General features: G+C 32.8%; 14 protein-coding genes. All 14 read left to right on the forward strand.

Annotated elements, in window-relative coordinates:
• Positions 1 to 134: 134 nt before the first annotated feature.
• On the forward strand, positions 135 to 1,229 hold the full coding sequence (gene ychF, locus ACNRYB_RS12155) for a redox-regulated ATPase YchF (protein WP_091130460.1): 1,095 nt from the start codon (positions 135 to 137) through the stop codon (positions 1,227 to 1,229).
• 411 nt (positions 1,230 to 1,640) lie between these two features.
• Complete coding sequence (locus tag ACNRYB_RS12160) at positions 1,641 to 2,318, forward strand: TIGR02117 family protein (RefSeq protein ID WP_473730223.1); 678 nt, start codon at positions 1,641 to 1,643, stop codon at positions 2,316 to 2,318.
• A 248-nt stretch (positions 2,319 to 2,566) separates the two neighbouring features.
• Positions 2,567 to 3,481: a YihY/virulence factor BrkB family protein gene (locus ACNRYB_RS12165; RefSeq protein WP_129748638.1), complete on the forward strand. Its 915-nt coding sequence runs from the start codon at positions 2,567 to 2,569 to the stop codon at positions 3,479 to 3,481.
• A gap of 120 nt (positions 3,482 to 3,601) precedes the next feature.
• Positions 3,602 to 4,126 (forward strand): NADPH-dependent FMN reductase, encoded by a 525-nt coding sequence (locus ACNRYB_RS12170; RefSeq protein WP_008462574.1) that lies wholly within the window; start codon positions 3,602 to 3,604, stop codon positions 4,124 to 4,126.
• Positions 4,127 to 5,101: a transglutaminase domain-containing protein gene (locus ACNRYB_RS12175; RefSeq protein ID WP_473730224.1), complete on the forward strand. Its 975-nt coding sequence runs from the start codon at positions 4,127 to 4,129 to the stop codon at positions 5,099 to 5,101.
• Positions 5,102 to 5,183: 82 nt separating this feature from the next.
• Complete coding sequence (gene pncB / locus ACNRYB_RS12180; RefSeq protein WP_473730225.1) at positions 5,184 to 6,359, forward strand: nicotinate phosphoribosyltransferase; 1,176 nt, start codon at positions 5,184 to 5,186, stop codon at positions 6,357 to 6,359.
• A 163-nt stretch (positions 6,360 to 6,522) separates the two neighbouring features.
• A complete protein-coding gene (locus ACNRYB_RS12185; protein WP_473730226.1) occupies positions 6,523 to 8,391 on the forward strand; it encodes a DNA topoisomerase IV subunit B in 1,869 nt (622 codons plus the stop codon).
• Positions 8,392 to 8,441: 50 nt separating this feature from the next.
• Positions 8,442 to 11,156 (forward strand): DNA gyrase/topoisomerase IV subunit A, encoded by a 2,715-nt coding sequence (locus ACNRYB_RS12190; RefSeq protein ID WP_473730227.1) that lies wholly within the window; start codon positions 8,442 to 8,444, stop codon positions 11,154 to 11,156.
• A gap of 163 nt (positions 11,157 to 11,319) precedes the next feature.
• Entirely contained in the window at positions 11,320 to 12,075 is a 756-nt protein-coding gene (locus ACNRYB_RS12195; RefSeq protein WP_343705810.1) for a hypothetical protein, read from the forward strand.
• A 73-nt stretch (positions 12,076 to 12,148) separates the two neighbouring features.
• On the forward strand, positions 12,149 to 14,215 hold the full coding sequence (locus ACNRYB_RS12200) for a fibronectin type III domain-containing protein (protein WP_473730228.1): 2,067 nt from the start codon (positions 12,149 to 12,151) through the stop codon (positions 14,213 to 14,215).
• A gap of 4 nt (positions 14,216 to 14,219) precedes the next feature.
• A complete protein-coding gene (locus tag ACNRYB_RS12205) occupies positions 14,220 to 19,439 on the forward strand; it encodes a T9SS type A sorting domain-containing protein (protein ID WP_473730229.1) in 5,220 nt (1,739 codons plus the stop codon).
• 1 nt (position 19,440) lies between these two features.
• The gene (locus tag ACNRYB_RS12210; RefSeq protein WP_473727404.1) at positions 19,441 to 23,199 is read left to right on the forward strand and encodes a fibronectin type III domain-containing protein; all 3,759 of its coding nucleotides are present in this window, start codon (positions 19,441 to 19,443) and stop codon (positions 23,197 to 23,199) included.
• Positions 23,200 to 23,201: 2 nt separating this feature from the next.
• Entirely contained in the window at positions 23,202 to 23,654 is a 453-nt protein-coding gene (locus tag ACNRYB_RS12215) for a hypothetical protein (protein ID WP_473727405.1), read from the forward strand.
• Between the two features lie 563 nt (positions 23,655 to 24,217).
• A complete protein-coding gene (locus tag ACNRYB_RS12220) occupies positions 24,218 to 25,666 on the forward strand; it encodes a hypothetical protein (RefSeq protein WP_473727406.1) in 1,449 nt (482 codons plus the stop codon).

The raw sequence follows: 25,666 nt of genomic DNA on the forward strand, positions 1-25,666 counted from the left end.
CAAAATTTTAATGCCAAAAAATATCATTTTGGCAGAAATCAGAAAATCAGATAAAATCATAACGCACTAAAAAACAATGTTTAGTGTTTGAGGTCTAGAATAGAAGACCGAACAAAATAAATAGAAACAAACAGATGAAAGCAGGAATTGTAGGATTACCAAATGTTGGAAAATCAACATTATTTAATTGTTTATCTAATGCAAAAGCGCAGAGTGCAAACTTTCCGTTTTGTACAATCGAACCAAATATTGGTGTTGTAAACGTTCCAGATCCAAGAATCAACAAACTAGAAGAACTAGTAAAACCAGAGCGTGTACAAATGGCAACTGTAGATATTGTAGATATTGCAGGTTTAGTAAAAGGTGCAAGTAAAGGTGAAGGTCTTGGAAACCAGTTTTTAGGAAACATTAGAGAGTGTAATGCTATTATTCACGTTTTACGTTGTTTTGACAATGATAACATTGTGCACGTTGATGGAAACGTAAATCCAATTCGTGACAAAGAAACGATTGATATCGAATTGCAGTTAAAAGATTTAGAAACAATCGAAAAACGTTTGGAGAAAGTAAAACGTGCTGCAAAAACAGGAAATAAAGAAGCTCAGGCAGAAGAAGCTTTGCTAAACAGAATTAGAGAAGCTCTTTTGCAAGCGAAATCTGCTAGAACAATTGTTCCTCAAAATAATGACGAAGAAGTTTTATTGGAAAGTTTTCAATTGATAACTGCAAAACCAGTTTTATACGTTTGTAATGTTGATGAAAGTTCTGCAGTAAACGGAAATAAATATGTGGATCAGGTTCGTGAATTAGTAAAAGATGAAGATGCTGAAGTAATTGTACTTTCAGTAGGAGCAGAAGCTGATATTACAGAATTAGAAAGCTACGAAGAGCGTCAGGTGTTTCTTGAAGACATGGGATTAGAAGAGCCAGGAGCATCAGTTTTAATTCGTGCAGCTTACAAATTATTAAAACAGCAGACTTACTTTACAGCTGGTGTAAAAGAAGTTCGTGCTTGGACTATTCCAATTGGAGCAACTGCACCACAAGCAGCGGGTGTTATTCACACTGATTTTGAAAAAGGATTTATCCGTGCAGAGGTAATTTCATATGACGATTACGTTCATTATGGTTCTGAGGCAAAAGCAAAAGAAGCTGGAAAATTCAGAGTGGAAGGAAAAGAATATATTGTAAAGGATGGTGATGTAATGCATTTCCGTTTTAACGTTTAATTTTTTTTTTAGAAGAAAGAGTAAAGAACAATGAATAAAGACTAAAACTGCTGGAGAGATTCAGCAGTTTTTTTTTATGTCTAGTACTTAAGTTTTGGAATTAATAAAGACTAAAACTGCTGGAGAGATTCAGCAGTTTTTTTTTATGTCTAGTACTTAAGTTTTGGAATTTCAGGCTGAGCGGAGTCGAAGCCCGCGCAAAGATTAGCGATTTAGATTGTAGAGCTACTTGCATGTCCTTCGACTCCGCTCAGGATGACAAAATTGAAAATTAAAATCCGTTTAAATCCGCGCTTTCGCGAAAGCGAATCAATAAAATCCGCGGTCCATTTTAGCAACTGAAAAATTTTTGGCTCAAAAATTGGTTATAGAAAAAATAACCAATTACTAATCTAAAATCAACCAATCAAAATGCTAAAAAAGTCATTCAAAATTCTAGGCTGGACGCTTTTCGGAATTTTCAGTTTTCTTGCCCTTTATATTTCTTCTGTTTTGATTATTTCTAAAATTACAGTCAATTCAGATATCGCAAAAGTCGAAGAACGAGACGCAATTCCGATTTACATTCTTTCAAACGGAGTGCATACTGATATTGTAGTTCCTGTAAAAAATGAAATAAAAGATTGGAGAAACGAAATTCAATTCAATCAAACTCAATCAAAGGATTCGTTGATGAATTATATCGCATTTGGTTGGGGAGATAAAGGCTTTTATTTAGAAACTCCAGAATGGTCAGATTTAAAAGCAAGTACAGCTTTTAAAGCCGCATTTGGAATTAGTTCTTCTGCAGTGCATGCAACGTTTTTTAAACAATTAAGAGAAGGAGATGACTGCAAACGTATTTTGGTGTCAAAAGAAAATTATCAAAACTTGGTCAATTATATTTCTAATAGTTTTAGCGATCCGATTCGTCCACAATGGATTGAAGGTCACAGCTACGGAAAAAAAGATGCTTTTTATGAAGCCAAAGGAAGTTACAGCCTTTTTTATACATGCAATACTTGGGCAAATAATGCTTTAAAAGCAGCGAATCAAAAAGCAAGTTTATGGACAGTTTATGATAAAGGGATTTTTTGTCACTATAAATAATTTTTTGATGTTAAGTCCCTACGGGACAATTAGAGTGTCGTTTTTTTTAAGTTACCAATATTAAATCTCTACGAGATTATTTTCTTAAGAATCTAATATGGTTAATTCAAATCATGGATCTTGAAAAGTAGTATTCCGTTAGGAATTGCATATTGGTAGATGGGAAAAATATAAAATTCCCATAAAATCACAAAAGAGCCGAAATTTCATTATTGCTTAAATTTGGGTGAATATCAAAAGATCAGCAAATGAAAAATCATAATATCTTTTCAAAAACCTGGTATTTATTAAAAACAACATTTTTAGAATTCAATGATGACAACGCTATAAAGTTAAGCGCAGCATTATCTTATTATACCATTTTTGCTTTGCCTCCTTTATTGATTATTATAATTACGATTTGTGGATTCTTTTTTGGGGAAGAGGCAGTCACAGGTCAGTTATATGGTCAGATAAATCGATTGGTTGGAAATAATGCTGCTGTACAGATTCAGGAGGCAATCAAAAATGTTCAACTATCAGACAGTAATGTCTTTGTAACCGTTTTTGGGGTTGTGATGCTTTTAATTGGTGCATCAGGAGTTTTTGCCGAAATTCAGAGTTCGATTAATTATATATGGGGACTTCGTGCAAAACCAAATAAAGGTTTGAAAAAGTTCATTCAAAACAGATTGATGTCTTTTTCTATGATCGTTTCTGTTGGATTTTTAATGCTAGTCAGTTTAATGGTCAATGCTACTCTGGATCTTTTAAATGCTCGTTTAAAACTCTATTTTCCAGACACAACAGTTTACTTTTTTTATGTGGTTAATTTGGTAATTGTTTTTGCCAGCATAACATTGCTTTTTGCCATTATATTCCGAACTTTACCTGACGGAATCATCAAATGGAAAGATGCTTTCATTGGAGCATCAAGTACTGCGATTTTATTTATGATAGGTAAATTTGCAATTGGAGTATACTTAGGAAATTCAACCGTTGCAAGCGTTTACGGTGCAGCGGGTTCTGTAATTATAATTTTGGTTTGGGTATATTATTCGGCTATTATTTTATATTTTGGAGCAGAATTTACTAAAGTCTATGCGAAAGCTTTCGGCGGAAGTATTTCACCAAATGATTATTCTGTAGAAATACAAAAAGAGATATTTGAAATAGAAAATTAATTATTGAACCATATAAGTGATATAAGTTCATTTAAAAAGCTTTGTCTTTAAATTAAAGATGTCAAACTTAAATTTTCTTATATTACTTATATGGTTTAAAAAAAAACAAATACCGCAAATATGAAAATAGTAGCTTTTGGAGGAAGTAACAGCAAGCAGTCAATCAACAAACATTTAGCAACTTATGCATCTAGTTTATTTGAAAATGCAGATGTTGAGGTTTTAGATCTTAATGATTTTGCAATGCCAGTTTTCAGCGTAGATCTTGAAAAAGAAATCGGTCAGCATGAAGTAGCGCAAGCATTCTTGAATAAACTTAAAGAAGCTGATATTCTAGTGGTTTCGATGGCAGAAAACAACGGAAATTATTCTGTTGCTTTCAAAAATGTTTTCGATTGGAGTTCTCGAATCGAAAAAGACGTTTTTCAGCACAAACCAATGTTATTATTGGCAACTTCACCAGGAGGTCGAGGAGGTGCATCTGTTTTAGGAATTGCGCAGAATCTTTTCCCGCGTTATGGTGCAGAAATTAAAGGAAGTTTCTCATTACCAGCGTTTGGCTCGAATTTTGATTTACAAGAAAATAAAATCTCTAATCCTGAATTAGATCAAGAACTGAAAGATATTATTAAATCAAATTTTTAAATGCCACAAAAAAAGATTGCCCTTATTTTCCTTTTATTAAATAGTATTTTCATCAATTTTACTTTTGCTCAAAAGATTAGTGAAGTTGATAAAATAGTTGCAAAATACCCAAAAAGCTTTGATAGCACCGAAAAATTAGCCGACAGAATCGAAAAAGATTTTGATTCGGATTATGATCGCGCACGTGCTATTTACAGCTGGATTGCCTTCAATATAAGATACGATTATAATGCCTATTTGAATCCGCCAAGAGTTCAAGGTTTCAGCTATTCTTCTGAAGCTGAAAAACAACGAAAAATAAAACAGCTGAATGATAATCTGATTCAGAAAGCTTTTAAATCTAAAAAAGCAGTTTGTGAAGGTTTTACGGCTTTGTACCAGCATTTAGCTACTGCAATGGGAATTAAATGTGAAATCATTCGTGGCGATTCTAAAATTTCAGTGCGAGATATTGGTCGAAAAACCACTTCATCCAATCATGCTTGGAATATGGTCTTGATTGATAAAAAATGGCGTCTTTTAGATGTGACATGGGGGCAAGGCTATTACGATGGCAGTAAAGGAAGAATGGTCAATGATTTTAATCCGGCTTATTTTGATACAGATCCAGATTATTTCTTTGCGAAGCATTTTCCAGATTCAGGTTCCTATTTGGGAAATAGGTTAAGTAAAGAAGATTTTCTTAATGGACCTTTGATTTATAATACTACAATCGAAAAAGATTATAAAATTAAATCGCCAGATTCTGGGATAATTGAAGCGCGAAATGGCGATAAGATTACAGTAGAAATCAAAAATCTTTCAAAATCGAATCAGGTTTTTTATTTGAATAAATATAATAAAGCGGTTAAAGTTCAAAATTCGAAAGAGAAGCGAGGAGGTTTAGAATTTCAGATTCCAATAGATAGTAACATAGGTGATTATATTACTGTTTTTGTAGATGGAAATAGTGTCGTTTCTTTTAAAATAGTTTAAAAATAATGAGCTAAGAATCCAGTAATTTCCATCTTTTCTGAAATTGACGTATCTTAGCAAGAATGATCCGAATTTGAATGCTATGGAAACAACTTTTCTGAAATCAATCTTAGACAATGATTTCTACAAATTTACAATGCAGCATGCTGTAATTAAACTTTTTCCAAAAGCAAAAGTTCGGTATGGTTTTATAAACCGTGGAAAACATATTTTTCCTGAGGGATTTGCAGAATTACTTCGAAATTCTGTTGATGCAATGGCAGATCTTCGTCTAACAAAAGAAGAGAAAAGTTATTTAGCACATTATTGTCCTTATCTTGACCCAACTTATTTAGATTTTCTGCAAGGCTATAGTTTTGATCCGTCTGAAGTTCAGATTAGTCAGGAAGGTTCAGAAATAAAAGTTACCGTTGAAGGGTATTGGTACAGAACTATTTTGTGGGAAGTGCCGTTAATGGCTTTGATTTCAGAACTTTTTTATAAATCCAATCATTTAATTCGTTTAAATGATGAAGCTGTAAAAAGTCTTACGAAAGAAAAAATAGAGAATTACAATAGACTTGGCGTTTCTATTTTAGAATTTGGAACAAGACGCCGTCACTCTTATGATGTGCAGAGTCTTGTGAATGAGACTTTGCAAACGTATGGAGGACAGAGTTTTATTGGTACAAGTAATGTGCATTTTGCAATGGTCAATAATCGAAGACCTTTAGGCACACACGCTCACGAATGGTTTATGTTTCATGCGGCGCAATATGGTTTTCAGGTGGCAAATTTTACAAGTCTTGAAAACTGGACAAAAGTCTATGGAGGTGATCTTGGAATCGCTTTAACCGATACGTATACTACAGAAATATTTTTCAATCAGTTTGATAAAAAATATTCCAAACTTTTTGACGGCGTTCGACATGACAGTGGCGATCCGATTGAGTTTGCTCAGAAAGTAATTTCTCATTATAACAAAATGGGAATTGATCCGAAATCAAAAGTTATCGTTTTTTCAGATTCGCTCAATTACGACAAAGTAAAAAAGATTGCCGATTTCTGTCAGGATAAAATAAAAATGTCGTTTGGAATTGGAACAAATTTCACCAACGACGTAGGACTTCCAGCCATGAATATGGTTATAAAATTAACGGATACAAAACCTGATAATGTACATTGGCAAGGTGTAGTAAAGCTTTCTGACGAAAAGAACAAAAATACGGGAACGCCCGAAATGATTGCTTTGGCAAAAGAAGTACTCGGAATCAAATAGTATTTTTTTTGCTGAAAAAGCAGTTTTTTATAATTTTGACACCCATTTTATTTTAAAATCAACTTAGATAGATTTTAAACTGTTATTATTCATAACAAAAAAGAAATACGCTTTCATTTTTTGTTAAGAAATGGTACATTAGCAAAAAATCCTAAAATCATATATGCTAGAGCAAAATCAATATACCGAAGATAATATTCGTTCGCTTGATTGGAAAGAACATATCCGTATGCGTCCCGGGATGTATATCGGAAAACTTGGAGACGGATCTGCGCCGGATGATGGTATTTACATTCTTCTAAAAGAGGTTTTAGACAACTGTATCGATGAGTTCGTAATGGGCTCTGGAAAAACTATTGAAGTAAGTATCAAAGACAAAACGGTTACGGTTCGTGATTACGGACGTGGAATTCCGTTAGGGAAAGTGGTCGATGTAGTTTCGAAGATGAATACGGGAGGAAAGTACGATACAAAAGCTTTCCAGAAATCAGTAGGTTTGAATGGAGTCGGAACAAAAGCAGTAAATGCACTTTCGACTTATTTCCGTGTAGAATCTGTTCGTGATGATAAACAAAAAGGAGCAGAGTTTTCAGCTGGAAATTTAGTTTTAGAAGAAGAAATAATCGATACGACAAAACGTAAAGGGACAAAAGTAACTTTTACGCCAGACGAAACGATTTTCAAAAACTTTAAATTCCGTTTAGAATATGTAGTGAAAATGGTTAAAAACTATTGTTATCTAAACAATGGTTTGACGATTATTTTCAATGGAGAAAAATACTATTCAGAAAACGGACTTCGCGATTTGTTGGAAGAGACTATCAGTGAAGAAGATTTAGAATATCCAATTATCCATTTGAAAGACCACGATATTGAGGTTGCATTGACCCACAGTAAAACCCAATATAGCGAAGAATATCACTCTTTCGTAAACGGTCAGAACACAACACAAGGAGGAACGCACTTAGCGGCTTACCGTGAGGCAGTTGTAAAAACGATTCGTGAGTTTTACAATAAGAATTTTGAGGCATCAGATGTTCGAAAATCGATTGTAAGTGCGATTAGTATTAAAGTAATGGAACCGGTTTTTGAGTCTCAGACCAAAACAAAACTAGGTTCTACCGATATGGGTTCTGATGATGGATCGCCAGCGGTTTCTGTTCGTACATTCGTTAACGATTTCATCAAAACGAAACTCGATAATTACCTGCATAAAAATCCGCCGACAGCTGAAGCTTTATTGCGTAAAATTCTTCAGGCAGAACGCGAAAGAAAAGAATTGTCAGGAATTAGAAAACTGGCGACAGATCGTGCTAAAAAAGCCAATCTTCACAATAAAAAATTAAGAGATTGTCGTGCGCATCTTCCAGATACCAAAAACCCAAGAAACTTAGAAAGTACGCTTTTTATTACCGAGGGAGATTCGGCTTCTGGGTCAATTACAAAGTCACGTGACGTAAATACACAAGCGGTTTTCAGTTTGCGTGGTAAACCTTTGAATTCATATGGAATGTCTAAAAAAATTGTATATGAAAACGAAGAATTCAATTTATTGCAAGCTGCATTAGATATCGAAGATGGATTAGAAAAACTGCGTTACAACAACATCGTAATCGCAACCGATGCCGATGTCGACGGAATGCACATTCGTTTATTGTTGATTACTTTCTTTTTACAGTTTTTCCCTGAATTAATCAAAGAAGGGCATTTGTATATTTTACAGACACCGCTTTTCAGGGTTAGAAATAAAAAAGAAACGATTTATTGTTATTCTGAAGAAGAAAGAAAAGATGCGATTGAAAAATTAAAACCAAAACCCGAAATCACCCGATTTAAAGGTTTGGGAGAGATTTCGCCAGATGAGTTCAAGAACTTTATTGGAGATACGATTCGCCTTGATCCGGTTATGATGGATAAGCATACTTCAATCGAGCAGTTATTGTCTTTCTACATGGGGAAAAATACGCCAGACAGACAAGATTTTATTATCAAGAATTTGAAGGTGGAGATTGATGAGCTTGAGGAGGCTTAAAAAGAAAAGAATTATAGAAGAATTTTTAGTAGTTATACTGAACAAAATATATGAAAGACGAAGAAGACGATAACATAATTCCAAACGACGACGAGAATAATCAAGATGAAAATCAAGATAACATTCAAGATGGAGATGATGATGTGATTGATGGAGAAGGAAAACATTTTGAAGGAGCACATTTTTACGAAAATCAAGAAGAAGAAGGCGAAGACGTTATTACTAAAGTAACGGGAATGTATAAAGACTGGTTCTTGGATTATGCTTCGTACGTAATTTTGGAACGTGCAGTTCCTGCTATCGAGGACGGATTCAAACCTGTTCAGCGTCGTATTATGCACTCGTTAAAAGAGCTGGATGATGGTCGTTATAATAAAGTTGCCAATGTTGTTGGTCACACCATGCAGTATCACCCACATGGAGATGCGAGTATTGGTGACGCAATGGTACAGATCGGTCAAAAAGATTTATTGATTGACTGTCAAGGAAACTGGGGAAATATCTTAACTGGCGATGGGGCAGCAGCACCCCGTTATATTGAGGCACGATTATCTAAATTTGCTTTGGAGGTTTTATATTCTCCAAAAATTACAGAATGGGGACTATCTTATGATGGTCGAAAAGCTGAACCAATTAATCTTCCTGTAAAATTCCCATTGCTTTTAGCACAAGGAGCAGAAGGTATTGCGGTTGGACTTTCTACAAAAGTACTTCCTCATAACTTTAACGAATTAATTGACGCTTCGATTAAAATCTTAAAGGGGAAATCGTTTACGCTTTATCCAGATTTTGCAACAGCCGGTGTTGCTGACGTTTCGAATTACAACGACGGAATGCGTGGCGGACGTGTGCGTGTTCGTGCTAAAATTTCGCAATTAGACAAAAACACCTTGGTCATTACGCAGATTCCGTTTTCTACCAATACATCGAGTTTGATTGATAGTATTTTGAAAGCCAATGAAAAAGGTAAAATCAAAATCAAGAAAATTGAAGATAACACGGCTGCCGATGTAGAGATTCTGATTCATCTTTTCCCTGGTGTTTCGCCAGATAAAACGATCGATGCTTTATTTGCATTTACGGCCTGTGAAACTTCTATTGCACCTTTAGGATGTGTGATTGAAGATAATAAACCATTGTTTATTGGAGTTTCTGAAATGTTGAAAATTTCAACCGAAAGAACGGTTGATTTGCTAAAACAAGAGCTTGAAATTCAATTAGAAGAATTAAAAAATAAGTGGCATTTCTCTACTTTGGAAAAAATCTTCATTCGTGAAGAAATGTATATTGACTTCAAATTATACGGAGATAGAGAATCACTTTACAAATATTTATACGACCGTTTTGAGCCTTTCAAAAAATCATTTGTTAGAGAAATCAACGATGATGATTTACAGCGTTTGACTCAAATTCCAATGATTCGTATCACACGTTTCGACTCTGATAAAGCAGATGAATTAATTTCTAGATTAGAAGAGGAAATGAAAGAGGTAGAATACAATTTGGAACATCTTACCGATTTTGCCATTGCCTATTTTACCAAACTGAAAGAGAAATACGGAAAAGGACGAGAGCGTAAAACAGAACTTCGCGTATTTGATAATGTTGAAGCTACAAAAGTTGTTTTAAGAAACACAAAACTATATGTAAACCGCGAAGAAGGTTTCGTAGGAACTAGTTTAAAGAAAGATGAATACGTAGGCGACTGTTCTGATATTGATGATGTTATCGTGTTTTTGCGAGACGGAACCATGATGATTACAAAAGTAGATGCTAAAACCTTTATCGGAAAAGACATTATACACGCTGCCGTTTTTGATAAAAACGATAAACGCACCATTTATAATATGATGTATCGTGATGGAAAATCTGGTCCTTCGTATATAAAACGTTTTAATGTTACTGGAGTAACGCGTGATAAAGCGTACGATTTGACAAATGGAACAAACGGTTCTCAGGTGGTTTATTTTTCGCATAATCCAAATGGGGAAGCTGAGGTTGTAACTATTTTACTGCGTCAAGTTGGAACGATTAAGAAACTGAAATTCGATATTGATTTTGCAAAATTAGCAATCAAAGGACGTGGCTCTAAAGGAAACTTAGTGACCAAATATCCAATCAAGAAAATCGAATTAAAAGAAAAAGGGATTTCGACTTTATTGCCAAGAAAAGTTTGGTTTGATGATACTGTAAAACGCTTAAATGTTGATGCAAGAGGGGAATTGTTAGGAGAGTTTAAGCCGACAGATAAAATATTAGTAATTAGCCAGTCAGGAAAATTAAAAGTAATAATTCCAGAGTTATCTACGCATTTTGATGAAGATATGATTGTTTTGGAGAAATGGAAACCTAAAAAACCGATTTCTGCGATTTACTATGATGGAGAAAAAGAGCGTTATTTCTTGAAGCGTTTCTTGGTTGAAAATGAAGGAAAAGAAGAAAGCTTTATTACAGATCACCCAAATTCGCAGTTAGAAATCGTTTCTACAGACTATCGTCCAGTAGCTCAATTGGTTTTTGCTAAAGTAAAAGGTGTTCAAAAAGACGATTTGCATATTGATGTAGAAGACTTTATAGCCGTAAAAGGTTTCAAAGCTCTTGGAAATCAATTGACAACGGACAAATTAAGACAAGTAAATCTATTAGAACCTTTGCCTTATGAAGAACCAGTTGAAGAAGTACCAGAAAAACCAGAAATTCCAGAAGATGATCCTGTTGAAACAGAATTAGATGATGATGGCCAAATAGGTTTGGTTTTAGAATAGAAATGAAAAACGCTAAGAAATTAATCTTAGCGTTTTTTTATGCTAAAAAATAAACATTTTTAACAAAAATTAATAAGTCTTATTTTGTTATAATTTAAACTTTTACTGGAGCATTTGTCATATTTTGATCTCTAAATTAGCTAATTAATTTAAAATCAAAATCATGAAAAAAATTTTATGTTTATTAAGTGCTGTTGCATTTGTATTTGCTTCTTGTTCAAAAGATGATTCATCAGATTCTGCATCTTCTATTTTAGTTAAAAAAATAACTGAATTCGAAAATGGAAGTCCAATTATAAGAACCGTTCAATATAATGGCAATAAAGTTGTTAGTATGACCGAAGAAGATGGTTCACAAAGAAAATTTACTTATATAGGAAATCAAATAGCGAAAATTGAGGAGTTTGATGTGGACGGATTACCAGACGGCTCTATTGTATATGGTTATACAAATGGGTTGATGACAAGTTACGTTGAAAAATATGATGATTTATATAATCATAAGACTAAATATACTCATAACAATGATGGGACGGTTTCTTATGAACAATTTAAGGTAAATATCGAAACAGGAATTGAAGAAAAATATGGGCAAACAGGAACATTAACATTCAGAGATGGAAATTTAATTAAAGCAGAAAGATCATCTTCTAATTTTACCTCAGTAGAAGTTTACGAGTATGATGCTAAAAATAGCCCTCTTAAAAACATTGTTGGTTGGAATTTATTATTAGATGATGAATCAGCTAATAATAATATTACTCAGAGAACTTATACTTCAGGATCTGGAGATAATATTCATATAGATATAACTACGTATACCTATAAATATGATGCGAATGGCTATCCGACAGAGAGAGTAACAAAATTTCCAAACGGAGATTCATTTGAAACAGAAACTGTTGAGTACGAATATTAGTATAAATAAAAAAGCAAATATCTTATCATTGAGTTAAGGTATTTGCTTTTTTGTTTAAAATGCATTTCAAAGGATGTTAAAAAATAGATTTCTTCTTTTCTTAGTGTTATTTGTGACATTGTCATATTCTCAAGTTAAAAATCCAGTTGTTTTAATTAATGCTCGAGCACAACAAGATAAAATATTACTTCGCTGGGCAGTTAATTCTCCTATTGAATGGCGGAAAGCAAATAAGAAAGGGTTTATAGTTACCAGAACTACTGTTTTACGTGACGGCAATGTGTTATCTAAACCTGAAAAAATGCTTCTTACTCTAAAACCTTTATTGCCAGAGCCGTTAGATTCCTGGCTGGACTTTGTGCAAAGAGATAATAATGCAGCTGTTATTGCGCAGTCTATATATGGCGAAAGTTTTGAAGTGGCAGGATCCAAAGAAGGCGAATTATCAAAAATTGTAAATATGGCCGATGAGCTTGATCAGCGTTATACATTTGCATTATATGCTGCCGATATGAGTTTTGATAGTGCTGTAAAAGCAGGCTGGGGATTTGTAGACAGCAATGTAAAAAAGAATGAAGTATATGCCTATCAAGTAAGTGTATTTGAAACTCCAAAAGTAAAAGAATCATCATATGTTATTGGTCTAAAAGATTATACAGCTTTACCAGCACCAACTGATTTTATTGCAATACCAGATGATAAAAAAGTCATGCTTTCTTGGGACTACGAAACCTTTAAAAGAATTTATACTTCTTTTATGGTTGAAAAATCTTCTGATGGGATCAATTATGAGCCTATATCAAATACTGCACTTGTAAATCTAAGCGATAAAGACGATCATCCATCAAAAAACATGTATTATATAGATACACTTAGTGCGAATGATAAAACATATCACTACAGATTATATGGTATTAACTCTTTTGGAGAAAAGGGAGAAATGACAAAACCAATTACAGTCAAAGGTGTATCTGCAGTAGTTACCTCTGCTAGATTAATAAACTATAATATCATTAATTCGAATGAGGTAAATCTGGAATGGGATTATCCTGTAGCATCAGAAAGTTTTATTCAGGGATACGAAATCAATTTAGCTGATAATGATAAAGGTCCTTATAGAGTTGTTTCTAAAATAATTTCTCCATCTGAAAGAAAACTCATCTACAAAGAAAATCTATATCCGTCTAATTATTTTACTGTATCAGTAGTTGGCAAAAATAATCAACGGTTAACTTCTCAAAGTATGCTGGTACAGCCTGTTGATTCAATTCCTCCAGCAAAACCAATTGGACTTGAAGGTGTAATTGATAGTCTTGGAACGGTAAAATTAAAATGGAAAGTTAATACAGAAAAAGATTTACGTGGATATAGAATTTTGCGAGCAAATACGGCAAATGAAGAATTCGTAGATATTTACCACAAATCATACATAGAAAATCAATATATAGATAGTATAAGTCTTAAAATGACTAATAGAAAAGCCTATTATAGAATTGCAGCCGAAGATATGCGCTATAATATTTCTGAACCATCGGATATTTTAGTTTTAGAAAAACCGGATAAAATTCCTCCAGCTGCCCCAATTTTTAAAGATTATGATAATAAGGATGGAAAGGTTAATCTAAAATGGATTCGAAGTTATAGTGAAGATGTAGTTGGATATAGTTTGAGAAGAAGAGAAAAGGGACAGGAAAAATGGCTGGAGATTAAACAAATAAACGATACTATTCAGGAATTTACAGATGATAGAGTAGAGAATAAGAAAACATACCAATATGCTATTCTGGCCAAAGACAAGAGTAATCTTTGGTCGACATTAGATCATTCTGTAATAACTGTACAGGTTTTAGATTTTACCCCTATTAAAATTATTTCTTTTTTGCAGGGAACACCAGATCGGGCAAATAAAAAGATAACTCTCACTTGGGATTATAATAAAAGCAGAGACAAGATAACTGGTTTGAGTATTTACAAAAATGTCAAAGGTGGCCATCCAACTTTATGGAGAGAACTTAAAGGAGATGTTTTTACTCTTGAAGATAAAAATTTAAAGATAAATATGGAATATGAGTATCACTTAATTCCAAGTTTGCTGAGTAACAATCCTGCAAAAGAGGAAGTTATAACCATTGTTTATTAGGTGTATGAAGAAGATTTATTTATTGTTTTTTTTGTTGGTATCGGGATTTGGGTTTGGGCAAATAAACTTAAATGGCGAATCAAATTATAAATTAAACATTTCTGGATATCAAAATAGAGACAGCAATGGATGTGGAGACAGTGATGGATTAAGGCATATTAAAGCCACTCGTTTAGATGGAAGTACATTTTTTATTTTTGATGGCAGAATACTTTATTCTGATATTGATTATGAGGAAACATTTACAAAGAATAACCCTATAGTGAATTTGGAGTTTTATAAAATTGTTAGATGGGAAAATTGGGCAGGGAATTGTGATGGAGGTCCAAATAAGAACTATGACCAAATAAAAATTGATAATAAATGCTTCTCATCTTATCAAGCTGATGCAGGTAGTAATCTCTTATACCTAAGTGTAACTTCGAAGCCTTATGTTAAAATTAACGGGTCTCCAGAGCCATTATATTTAGGAAATTCAGAAAACATAAAAATTGAATTACCAGATAATTTAGATTCAAATAGTTATAATTGGAAATACAAAGTTGGAAACGGAGCCGAAAAATATATTCCAACTGCATTTAATAATAAAGCTATACTAAATATTAAAGGGGAGGACTTTTTGACAGAAAATGATCTTGGAAAAACAGTTTATATTTGGGTGAATATGGATTGCAACGCTGGAGAAAAGCAGGCTATGGGTATTGCATATCGAGGGGCATATCACAAAGTCGAAGAATGTACTAAGAATTGTAATAAACTACCTTTTAATCAATTTTTCCAATGTAGAATTGCATGTCCAAAAAAATATGATGAATATTATAATGAAATTTTCACTCCCGAATTAATAAGAGAATACCAAAGTTCCAATTCAAATGTTATTTCATTTACTTATCTAAAATCTGCACCTAATGTTACATCTCTCAAAGTTTCAAATGCAGAGTGCTACGATAGTGGAAATAGTTCTCTTGAAGTTAAATTTGATAGACCTTTATCTGATAAGGAAAAATTAAACATTACTTTAACAAATAAAAATAAAGGGGACGAACTTCAGAATTATTTAGATATAGTTTTTAATGGCAATAATTCATTTGAAATATTAAATTTAACACCAGGAAAATATAATCTTCAATTGAATGGCTTTTACGATGGAGCACCAATTTATTCTTCTACAATTGCTAAACCTTTAACTTTTGAAATTGAAAAACCATGGCCTCTTGATTTTAGTATAATAAGTAGTGATATTTTATGTAATAATGCACAAAATGGAACAATCGAAATTACACCAACCGGAGGAACCCGAGATAAGCTAGGTTCTGATTATTACTCACTGGACGATGGGAATAACTGGGTACCTTTTCCTAATAATGCTCCTTATACTATTACAGGTTTAGCACCGGGAACTTATAGGGTAAAAGTAAAAGACATGAATGGCTGTGTCGCAAAAATTCAAACTTCTGTAAATGGTGAAATTCAGCTTGGGGAAGATAAAGTAATCGAGAAGATGATTACTCAGCCTCAATTGCCATTAACCGTTAACTATACCTATAAAAAGAATCCAACTTTTTTTGGCAGTTATAATGGTCAAATTACTGCTTCAGTAAGCGGAGGTACTATAAAAGACGACAAATCATATAATTATAAATGGATAAAAAGCACAGGTGAAGAATTTAGTACCACAGCGCAATATAATTCAGCAGATAACACGTATAATATTTCATTAAATAATGTTCCTGCTGGCGAATATAAGTTAACAGTAACTGATAAAAATTACAATGTTGCTGCAAACAAAGAGAATTGCTCTATTATTGAATCGTCACAAGTTTTAACTCAGCCAGAGCCAATTGTAATAACATTATCAGAAACACAATCAATTTCTTGTAATACTGAGAATGTAGATTCTGACATGGATAAATTCTCAGATGGAATTTTAAGTGCATCTGTTGTTGGTGGTACACAACCGTACCAATATGTTTGGTCTAAATTCAATAAAACTACAAATGTATGGAATGTATTAAATGGAGAAAAATCAAGTACAATTCAAAATCTTAGTGCGGGAAATTATTCATTGAATGTTGTAGATGCTAATGGAATAATGCAAGGAACCTATGATACAGCAAATTTAGTATTAGAAGTACCTGCAACTAAAGAATTGGTAGAGCCAATAAAATTGAATCTGTCATTTGAATCTGTAAATGTTTCTTGCTATGAAGGAAATAATGGTTGGGCAAAAGTAAATATTACGGGTGGAATGGCTCCATATACATGTACGTGGTATAATGTAAAAAGCGGAATTGTCAATAATAATGAAATTTCTCAATTAACAGCTGGAGAATATTTTGTTGAAGTGACAGATAGTAAGGGATGTTTTACTAAAGGAAGTGTAGTGATAACAGAACCTCAATCAGCGATAGCAATTGAATATATTGATGTTATATCTCCCACATTTTCAAGAGCAACTAATGGGCGTATTATAGCAAAAATAGTAGGCGGCACACCTTATAGTGATCAATCTTATAGTTATGAATGGAAAAATTCAAAAGGGCAGATACAAGCTGCAGTAGCAGAAGTAAAGGATGGTTTTTATACCATAACAATAGATGGAGTTCCTGCTGATGATTATTTTTTAACCATAAAGGATAAAAATTACAATGAAGGGACCAATCAAATTATCAATTGTTCGGTAATAGAATCAAAAGTAACACTAAACGAGCCTGATCCTCTAAAAGTTGTACTTGAAATTACCCGCGGAATTTCTTGCAATTCGACTAATGAATTTGGCGATAGTACAGATCTAAATCCAAAAGATGGACAACGCGATGAATCTCAGGATGGTATTGTAACAGCTCACGTTACAGGCGGAACACCTTTAGCTATTTCTGCCAATAATGGATTGCCCTATTATTTCTATTGGAAAAAACAACAACCTGATGGCTCATGGAAAACACTAACAGATGTTGTAGGTCCGACGGCTTCGAATCTTTCTCACGGAAATTACGCTTTAAATGTAAAAGATCGAAATGGAATCATGTTAGGAACTTATGTTAATAATGTTTTAACTCAGGAAATTGACGCAACTCAGTTTTTGCAAGAACCTCCAAAATTATCTGTGGTTATTAAACATGGAAATGTTTTTTGTAGTGGAGGAAATGATGGTTGGGCGCAAGCACAAGTGTCTGGAGGAACTCCTCCTTATGAGTTCAATTGGTCTAATGACGTAGAAACTGATAAAAATACAGTTTTAAAAGCTGGAGAATACTGGATTTTTGTTACTGATGCAAAAGGATGTACCACGCAAGAAAGTGTTACAATATTAGAGCCAGCAGAACCCTTAACAGTTAAATATACAGAAATTCTTAATCCAAGTTTTTTCAAGGCTACAAACGGAAAAATCACTGTAGAAATTAAAGGAGGAACTATATTCTCTAATAATAGTTATTGGTATGAATGGAAGAACAGCAAGGGAGTTTTACAAAAAGCAATTACCAATTTTAATAATGGGGTTTTTACCATTTCGTTAAATGGAGTACCAGAAGAAACTTATATATTAAATGTTCATGATGCCAATTATGATAATGCAATAAATAAAACCAGTTGTAATATTTCTACTTCTGTTGTTACTCTGGATGATCCAGATCCGCTTGAAGTTACTTTCGAAATAGTTCGCGCTATTTCTTGTAACGTAAATAATGAATTTGGAAATGAAACAGATAATAATCCGCAGGATAATCAAAGAGATGAATCTCAGGACGGAATTTTAATGGCACATGTTAAAGGAGGAATTCAATTGCAAGAGAACCAAAACAATGGATTACCATATTATTATACTTGGAAGAAAAAACAAGTCGATGGTTCTTTCGAAATTTTGGAGAATAAAAGTGAGGCAATTGAAAATATTTCGGAAGGAACTTATGCGCTTAATATAGAAGATGCAAATGGAATCAGACTTGGAACTTATGTAAATAACGCTCTAGCAAAAGAGATTGATGTAATTCAATATATGCCTCAGCCTGAAAAATTAAGCTTAACATTTACAAAATTAAATGCAAGCTGCAATAATGGTGATGATGGCTGGGCAGAAGCTCATGTTTCTGGAGGAACTCCACCATACACTTATGAGTGGACAAATGGAGATACAACTGCTAGGATAGAAAATATTACCACAAACAATTATTTTGTATTGGTAACTGATGCAAAAGGATGTATTGTCCAAGGAAATATTTTTGTGGGTGATCCTAAAGGAATATTTACTACAGAAGAAATCAAAAATCCTACCTGTTATAAAGGCAGCGATGGTTCAATACATCTCAATGTTACGGGAGGAAACTTGCCATACAGCTTTTTATGGAATACAGGCGCAACAACGCAGAATCTAGATAATCTTACAGCAGGAAATTATGAGGTGACTATCGTATGTCCTGATTGTTGTGTGTATAAAAAAAGATTTACGCTAAAAAATCCCGATCCTATTGTAGTTGATTTAGGAGGAAATAGAACCTTATGTGGAGATCAAAGCTTGTATTTGGATGCTTCAATTGCTGATGAAAAGGCACAATATATTTGGACTTCAACAAACGGATTTACTTCAAATGAACCTAAAGTAAATTTAACAAAAGGTGGAACCTATCATGTAAAAGTAACTTCAAGTTTGGGCTGTGTTGGAGAAGATGATATTATATTAAAAAGAAGTCAGGATTTAATAAGTTCTGAATTCTTATTGAGTTCTCAGGCTTACTTAGATGAAGAGGTTATTCTTGTAAACACTAGTGATCCTTTTGGTGAAAGTACTGAATGGCTTGTGCCTAGTGGGGTTAAAATAATAGACCAGAAAGAAAAATATATTACCCTTCAATTTAGCAAAACTGGAATTTATACAATTGGTTTGAAACAGACTCAAGGGGAATGTTATGCTTTGTTTGATAAAGATATTTTGGTAGAGAAGAGAAGCACATTGCCCAATTCAGAAAGCACTTCTAAGTTTATTAAAAATTTTATTGTAACCCCAAATCCAAACGATGGGAACTTTAAAGCGATTATAAATTTAGAGAATAACAGTACCGTAAATTTAAGACTATTTTCAACTTTAGGGCAATATACACTTCAGAAAAAAGATTCAGGAAAGAAAAGCTATGAAATTGATTTTAATACAGCACTACAATCTGGAATGTACATTTTAGTACTGGAAACCGAACAGCAGACACTCGTCAAAAAAATTATCATTTATTAAAATGAAAAAACTTTTCCATAATTTCTATTCATTAATTGTTGTACTGTTTTTTAGTTTAAATGGCCACGCACAATTATATCCAGTTCAGCTAACGCCTATTTTTAAAAGTCCGTACAGCATAAAAATCTCAGATTATGCCGCCAGCATGGATACCAAAATGCAGTTGCTAATTAACCCCACAGATCTTTCCATTAATAATAAGCAGGTTCGCTTAAAGCTTTACATTCAAGGAAATGGCCTCAATATACAGAGCAGCGATTATGTGCAGGGACAGAAACCGATTTATATAAACGGAGGAGAACTTCAGACTCTGACCAATACTGATATCGCTTCTCTTTTCAGACTGGAAAACTTGCAAGGAATTACAGCTTCGCAATATTCATTGGGACTGCCAGAAGGAATGTACAGCTTTTGTTTTGAAATGTATGATTACATTACCAATCAGAAAATATCTCAGAAAAGCTGCGCCAGCTTATACCTGATATTAAACGATCCTCCTCTGTTGAATACGCCTCAGAAGAATGAGCAGATAGCGGCAAGCGATTTTCCAAATATTATCTTTACCTGGACACCACGCCAAATCAATGCAACGAATATCTCGTATAAGTTTGAGCTGAAACAGCTTTTAGACCCTTCTCTTGATCCGCAAATTGCCTTTCAGATGGCTCCCGTTTTATATGAAGAAACCCTTTTTAGCACTGCCATGCTGTACAATTTAAGCATGCCTACCTTGACTCCAGGAATGCGTTATGCTTGGCGTGTCCGTGCAATTTCTACAACAGGATTATCTGAAAATGCGATATTCAAAAATGACGGATATAGCGAGATTTACTCTTTTAAATATACTGCATCTTGTGCGGCTCCGACTTTTTTATTAAGCGAAGCACAGGGACCACATAGTGTTAAAATTACCTGGCAAGGACTTCCTGAACATACCAAATATCAATTGCAGTACAAAAAACAGGATGTCCGGAATGCACAATGGTTTTCGACAAATAGTTTAAACACTCAGAGTTTAATTACCAATTTGGAACCTGGCGTAACGTATCAGTTTAGAGTTGGTTCAAGCTGTGATTCTGCTTCAGAAGGAATTCAGTCTTTTACCTATTCAGGAATCAGTACGTTTACGACGCCCACACAGATTAGTGGAGTTTCAGCTTATAACTGCGGAATTATTCCAAAGATTAATATCCAGAATCAAAAACCGCTTACCAATCTTATACAAAGTGAAACCTTTACAGCTGGCGATTTCTCTGTTACAATTTTAGAGTTAAAAGGAGAGAACAGTCCATATTCGGGCAGAGGGTATATTATTGTTCCTTATTTGGCCGATACTAAAATTGCGGTTGAGTTTAATAATATAGTCGTCAATACAGACTATCAGCTAATCAGTGGAGTTGTTGAGACAAGTTATAATCCAGATTGGAAAAATGTAGTTGATGTAGAAGATTTTACTGGTGAAGGACAAAGCGGAAAGATAAAAGAAGAAATTACATTTGAGATTTATAAAATGGTTATCAATGCAAACGGGGACATTATTGTAAATGGTAAAAATGGAGAGCAGGTAACTATTCCGGGAGGGAAAGATACTGTGATTACAGACAGCACAGGAAAAATCTATTATGTAGATAAAGATGGAAATGGAAGTAATGAAGGTATTGTTGCTGCTGAAGGAGGAAAACCGACACAAGAGAATACAGATGGTGTTGACAAAAATGGACAAGCTACTGCTTTTACAGCTCAAGGAATTACAATTGCTTTTTCTGCGAATGGCAGTAAATATGCATTTGATATAATGCCTGACAATGCAACACCTTCACTGCAAAAAACATATAAACAGGCTGGAAAAAACTTCCTGCCATATAAAGCTGTTTTGAATGGTGATACTGATACCGTTTTGGCAGTAGTTACAGCTACAGATTCTGAGATTAATCTAGACGATATTGTTTTTAAAACGGAAAGCGGTGCTAAAGTGGATGCTGTAAGAAATGACAAAATATTTACTTTAACTGTAAGAGGAAGTTTAAATTATGCAGAAGAACAAATTCTTGCGACTATAAAGCAGGGCGATAAATGGAAAGTTATAGGAGCATTTGTACTGGTTCATATTTCTCCAAAAGAAGTGAATGTTGCTTTGGTTCCTACAGATGATACCTCACAAAGCAAACTTGATGAGGTTATTACAAATACGCAAAAGATTTATGATAAAGTGGGAGTAAAGATTAATTTTACGAAAGAACCTGTTTTAAACATTCAAAGCGTAGTTTCTGGAAATATCATACAGACAGAGAAAAACACAACAACGTCTATATATAGTGCGCAACAGCAGGAAATTAACAGCTTGTATCGATCAACAGAATCGAGTTATGTACTTTTTATAACCAATAAAGCATCAAGTACAGGACAGCAGGGGTATATGCGTTTGAATGGACAGTTTGGTTATGTGTTTAATTCAGAAACCGCATTATCCAAAACGCCAGCACATGAACTCGGTCACGGAATTTTTAAATTAGAACATCCTTTTGAAGTTTACAAAACAGCTGAAAAAAGCACTGATTTGTTAATGGATTACAGTGCAGGAACTGTTTTGAATCATCACGACTGGAAGCAGATTAATGATCCTGCATTTAGGTTGTATATGTTTCAGAGTCAGAGTAGTGGTGAGTATGAAACGGATGGGCATTATTCTACTGTTTATTTAGTTTCTTTAATGTTAGGAATGAATCCAGCTAAAGCGAAAGAATTAGCTGAAGCAACAGAAGGACCAGATACTGATGTTCATAGTGAGACAAGTTTTGAATTGGACGAAACTTGGAGTGATGCAGAATATCAGGAAACTATACATAGTTTAACAGGTGGATTTCATGGCACGGAAGAATTTTTAACAGCAATACAATTTATTTATACACCAAAGGAAAATATTTCTAAATTAGGGGAACTTCTACATCGCTTTGGAGATACTTATGCACATACAAAGTTGGATAATATAAAGCCTGAAAATTTAGGCGAATATAATTTATATGAAAATCCGGAAAATGAAAAATTAGCAATTAAATCATGGAAAGGTCAAGGAAGTATAAGATTAAAGGATAAGGTAGAGCCTTGGATTTTATTTTTTAATTATTATTTAAAAAAGTATGGAATGGGATTTTTCACTAGTTATACAAAACAAAGAGAAGTTTTTAAAGGTAAAACTTTAAAAGAGGTTTTAAATGATATTTATTTAGTTAACTACACAGATAAGTATATAATGTATGGAGGAGAAAAGAACATTCTTGGGATAACAAAAGATCATGCGTTTTCAGATGGTTCATTTCCTGATAAGATATATCTTAGACCAAAATGGTACTTAGATTATGTGAAAAATTTAGCATGGTTATTATCTGCAAAGTATAATTTAAATGGGGCAAATTTTGATACTAAAATATTTGAAAAAATGACAACTTTTGCAGTATCCAACAAATGTTCTTTAAAAGGGCTTATAGATTACGAAATTGCGAAAAAAAAGCAAAAGACGAAGTTTTATATCCCTGTCTTATATTCTAATCCTAATCGTATTGCAGCATCATATGATGCGGTGAAAAACACTGATTATTATCAAACTGCGCTTGATGTTGTAGAAAAAGCAAAATTATATATATCTAAGGACGGAATTTATAAGAATATAGTTGTAAATCCAATAAAAGACATGAATGTAAAATATAATGTTAAAACTGGATTTTTTAGAACTTCGGCATTTGAAATTAATTTAAAAAAATAATTATGGATAGTAATCGACTTGGATTTAATTTGTTTTTGCTGAAAAACTTATTTTTATTATATCTTTTTTCTGTGATTTTTATTAGTATGATTGATTCATCTCCATTTGTATTAATAGTTTGTTGTTTTTATCTTCTTTTGAGTTTGCCAGTTTTTTTGTTTAATATATATGAAATTAGACATAATAAAATTGTTTCATATTTAGTTTTTAGTGGCTTGAATCTTCTACATTTAATTTTTTACATAATAGAAATTTTTGCAAAAACAACAACAACCCATTGGCATAATATAAATGGAGTTTTAGTTGAATACACACAGACATGTTATTACTATGAAACAAATAGTGGTAGCGTACATTTTAATTTAGTTAGTGCTGGAATTTTTTTGGTATTGCAGTTTGTTTTATGGGTGGTTATTATCAAAAAAATAAATCAATTTGAAATTGATTTAGATTAAAACAAGTATTCTTTATAAAAATTAATTATGTCAAATTCCGTTTTTCAAATATTTTTTCTAATTTTTAGAGTTTTTTTGATTTGGCTTTCATATAAGGCCAAGTTTTTACTCATATATAATTACATATCTGGTCTTTTTATGATATTATTTTTTGCAAATTTACACTTAAAAGACTGCGATGGCAGAGCCAAAGCAATAGTATTTATTTTGGATCTCTTTTTTTATACAACCTTATTTTTTTCATCTTTTATCATTTATTTTGATAAGGGTAATGAAAAAAAACACTATGTTACTATACCTGTTTTTGCTTATTTCGTTTTAATATTAATAGAGGTTTTTATATTGGGGTTTACGGATTATTTTTTATCAATTTTTTTACCAATAGCACTTGGCTTTTTTCCCCTATACCTGTTAAAAAATTATAGAAAATATTATTAGAAACATGTAGAGTTTCAAAAGAACTAAACAATACCACATTTTATTAAAATTAAATTTCCGTATTACTCAGTAATTACGGACTTACATCATTATGAATTATATTAACTAAAATAAAGTATTTACACATGAAAAATAATTTTTTAACCATATTAATTTTACTTTTTTATATAACTAATAATGCTCAAAAAATCAAAATTGATAAGGGAGAAATAAAACTTGATGAAAAAACAGTAGGATATTTAGAAGGAAAGAAACCAATTTTTACTATTTACAATCTAGATAAGAGTTTTGCAATAACTGCAGAAATAAAAACTGTTCCAAATGAGCCTTCTATGACACTGCCATGGATAGAAATTAAGGACCAAACTACTGGAAAGTTCAACGAACTTGAATTCAAGAATAAGAGTAGAAAATTCAGTGCTTTCAATTATGATAGAAGCATAATTTATGAACTTTTCGATCGAAATTATTTTACTGTTGATGGTTTGAATAAGGAAGAAATCGAAAAATTCTTAAATAGCGAATCGGCAGGAATTTCTGCTAAAAGAATTGGTACCCAAAATACTAAAGACGAAGCCAGTAAAATTGCAGATACTTATCAATTAAGTATAGATGATGGAGGAACTATTTATAGTATAAAAGAACAAAACCCAGATGCGCTTGATAAAAGAATTGGTTATATAAAAGTTACGTCACCAGCAAAAAATGGTGAGCTAATGTATGAAGTGTTGGATTTGGATAATTATCTAATAGCAACATGGTATGCAAAAGCTGGGATGATTTCTGGGTACAATAAATTTCTAAATCAAGAATTAGTCACTTTGGACAGCAAAATATTTAAGGCAGCTTTTGATAACAGTGGAAATCCTATAGGTTATAAAATGAGTAAAGACATTACTGCTATGAATATTGTGAGAGTTTTAGTTGGAAATGGTTATACACTGCAGCATCAAGGAATTTATTTTGAAGAAGAGAAAAGAAAAGAGCAGGCTAAATTGAATTTAGAAAAGTATGAAACCGCTAAATCAAATTCAATTAATATTTATAATAAGGAAGGATTCGTAATAAATGAAAAAGGACAAAAAATATCAGGTGTTTTTAAAATAGAATTTGAAGAAATTCCAAATTCTAAAAACTCAAATAATTCCTTTGTTCCAGGCCAAAGACTTTATAAAACTACTGGTGATTTTGAAGTATATCAATCAAAATCAGGAGTTCGTTTTTGTGTTGATGAAAGCAAAGAATGTTTTATTGGACTGGCATGTAAAGGAGGAAATCTTATTTCATCAGGATTAAAAGCATTGAACGCTGATGCTTCAGCTTTTTATAAAATTTTATATGAAATTGATGGCTGTATGATTTTGGCTTACCCAAATTATTTAAATGAGCTTATATTAAAAATACCAACTCAAGAAAAAGGTCTTTATACAACTAAAATAGGAGATAGCAAATTGAAAAAGAACATTGCCGAATATCTAAAATGTGATTCAATTGTATTTGAGAATTACGATTTTAAAACACTTGAAGGCTTAATCAAGCTCTTAGAAGATTACAAAAATATCTGCAACAAATAA

Source organism: Flavobacterium sp. CR10 (genome assembly GCF_055814415.1).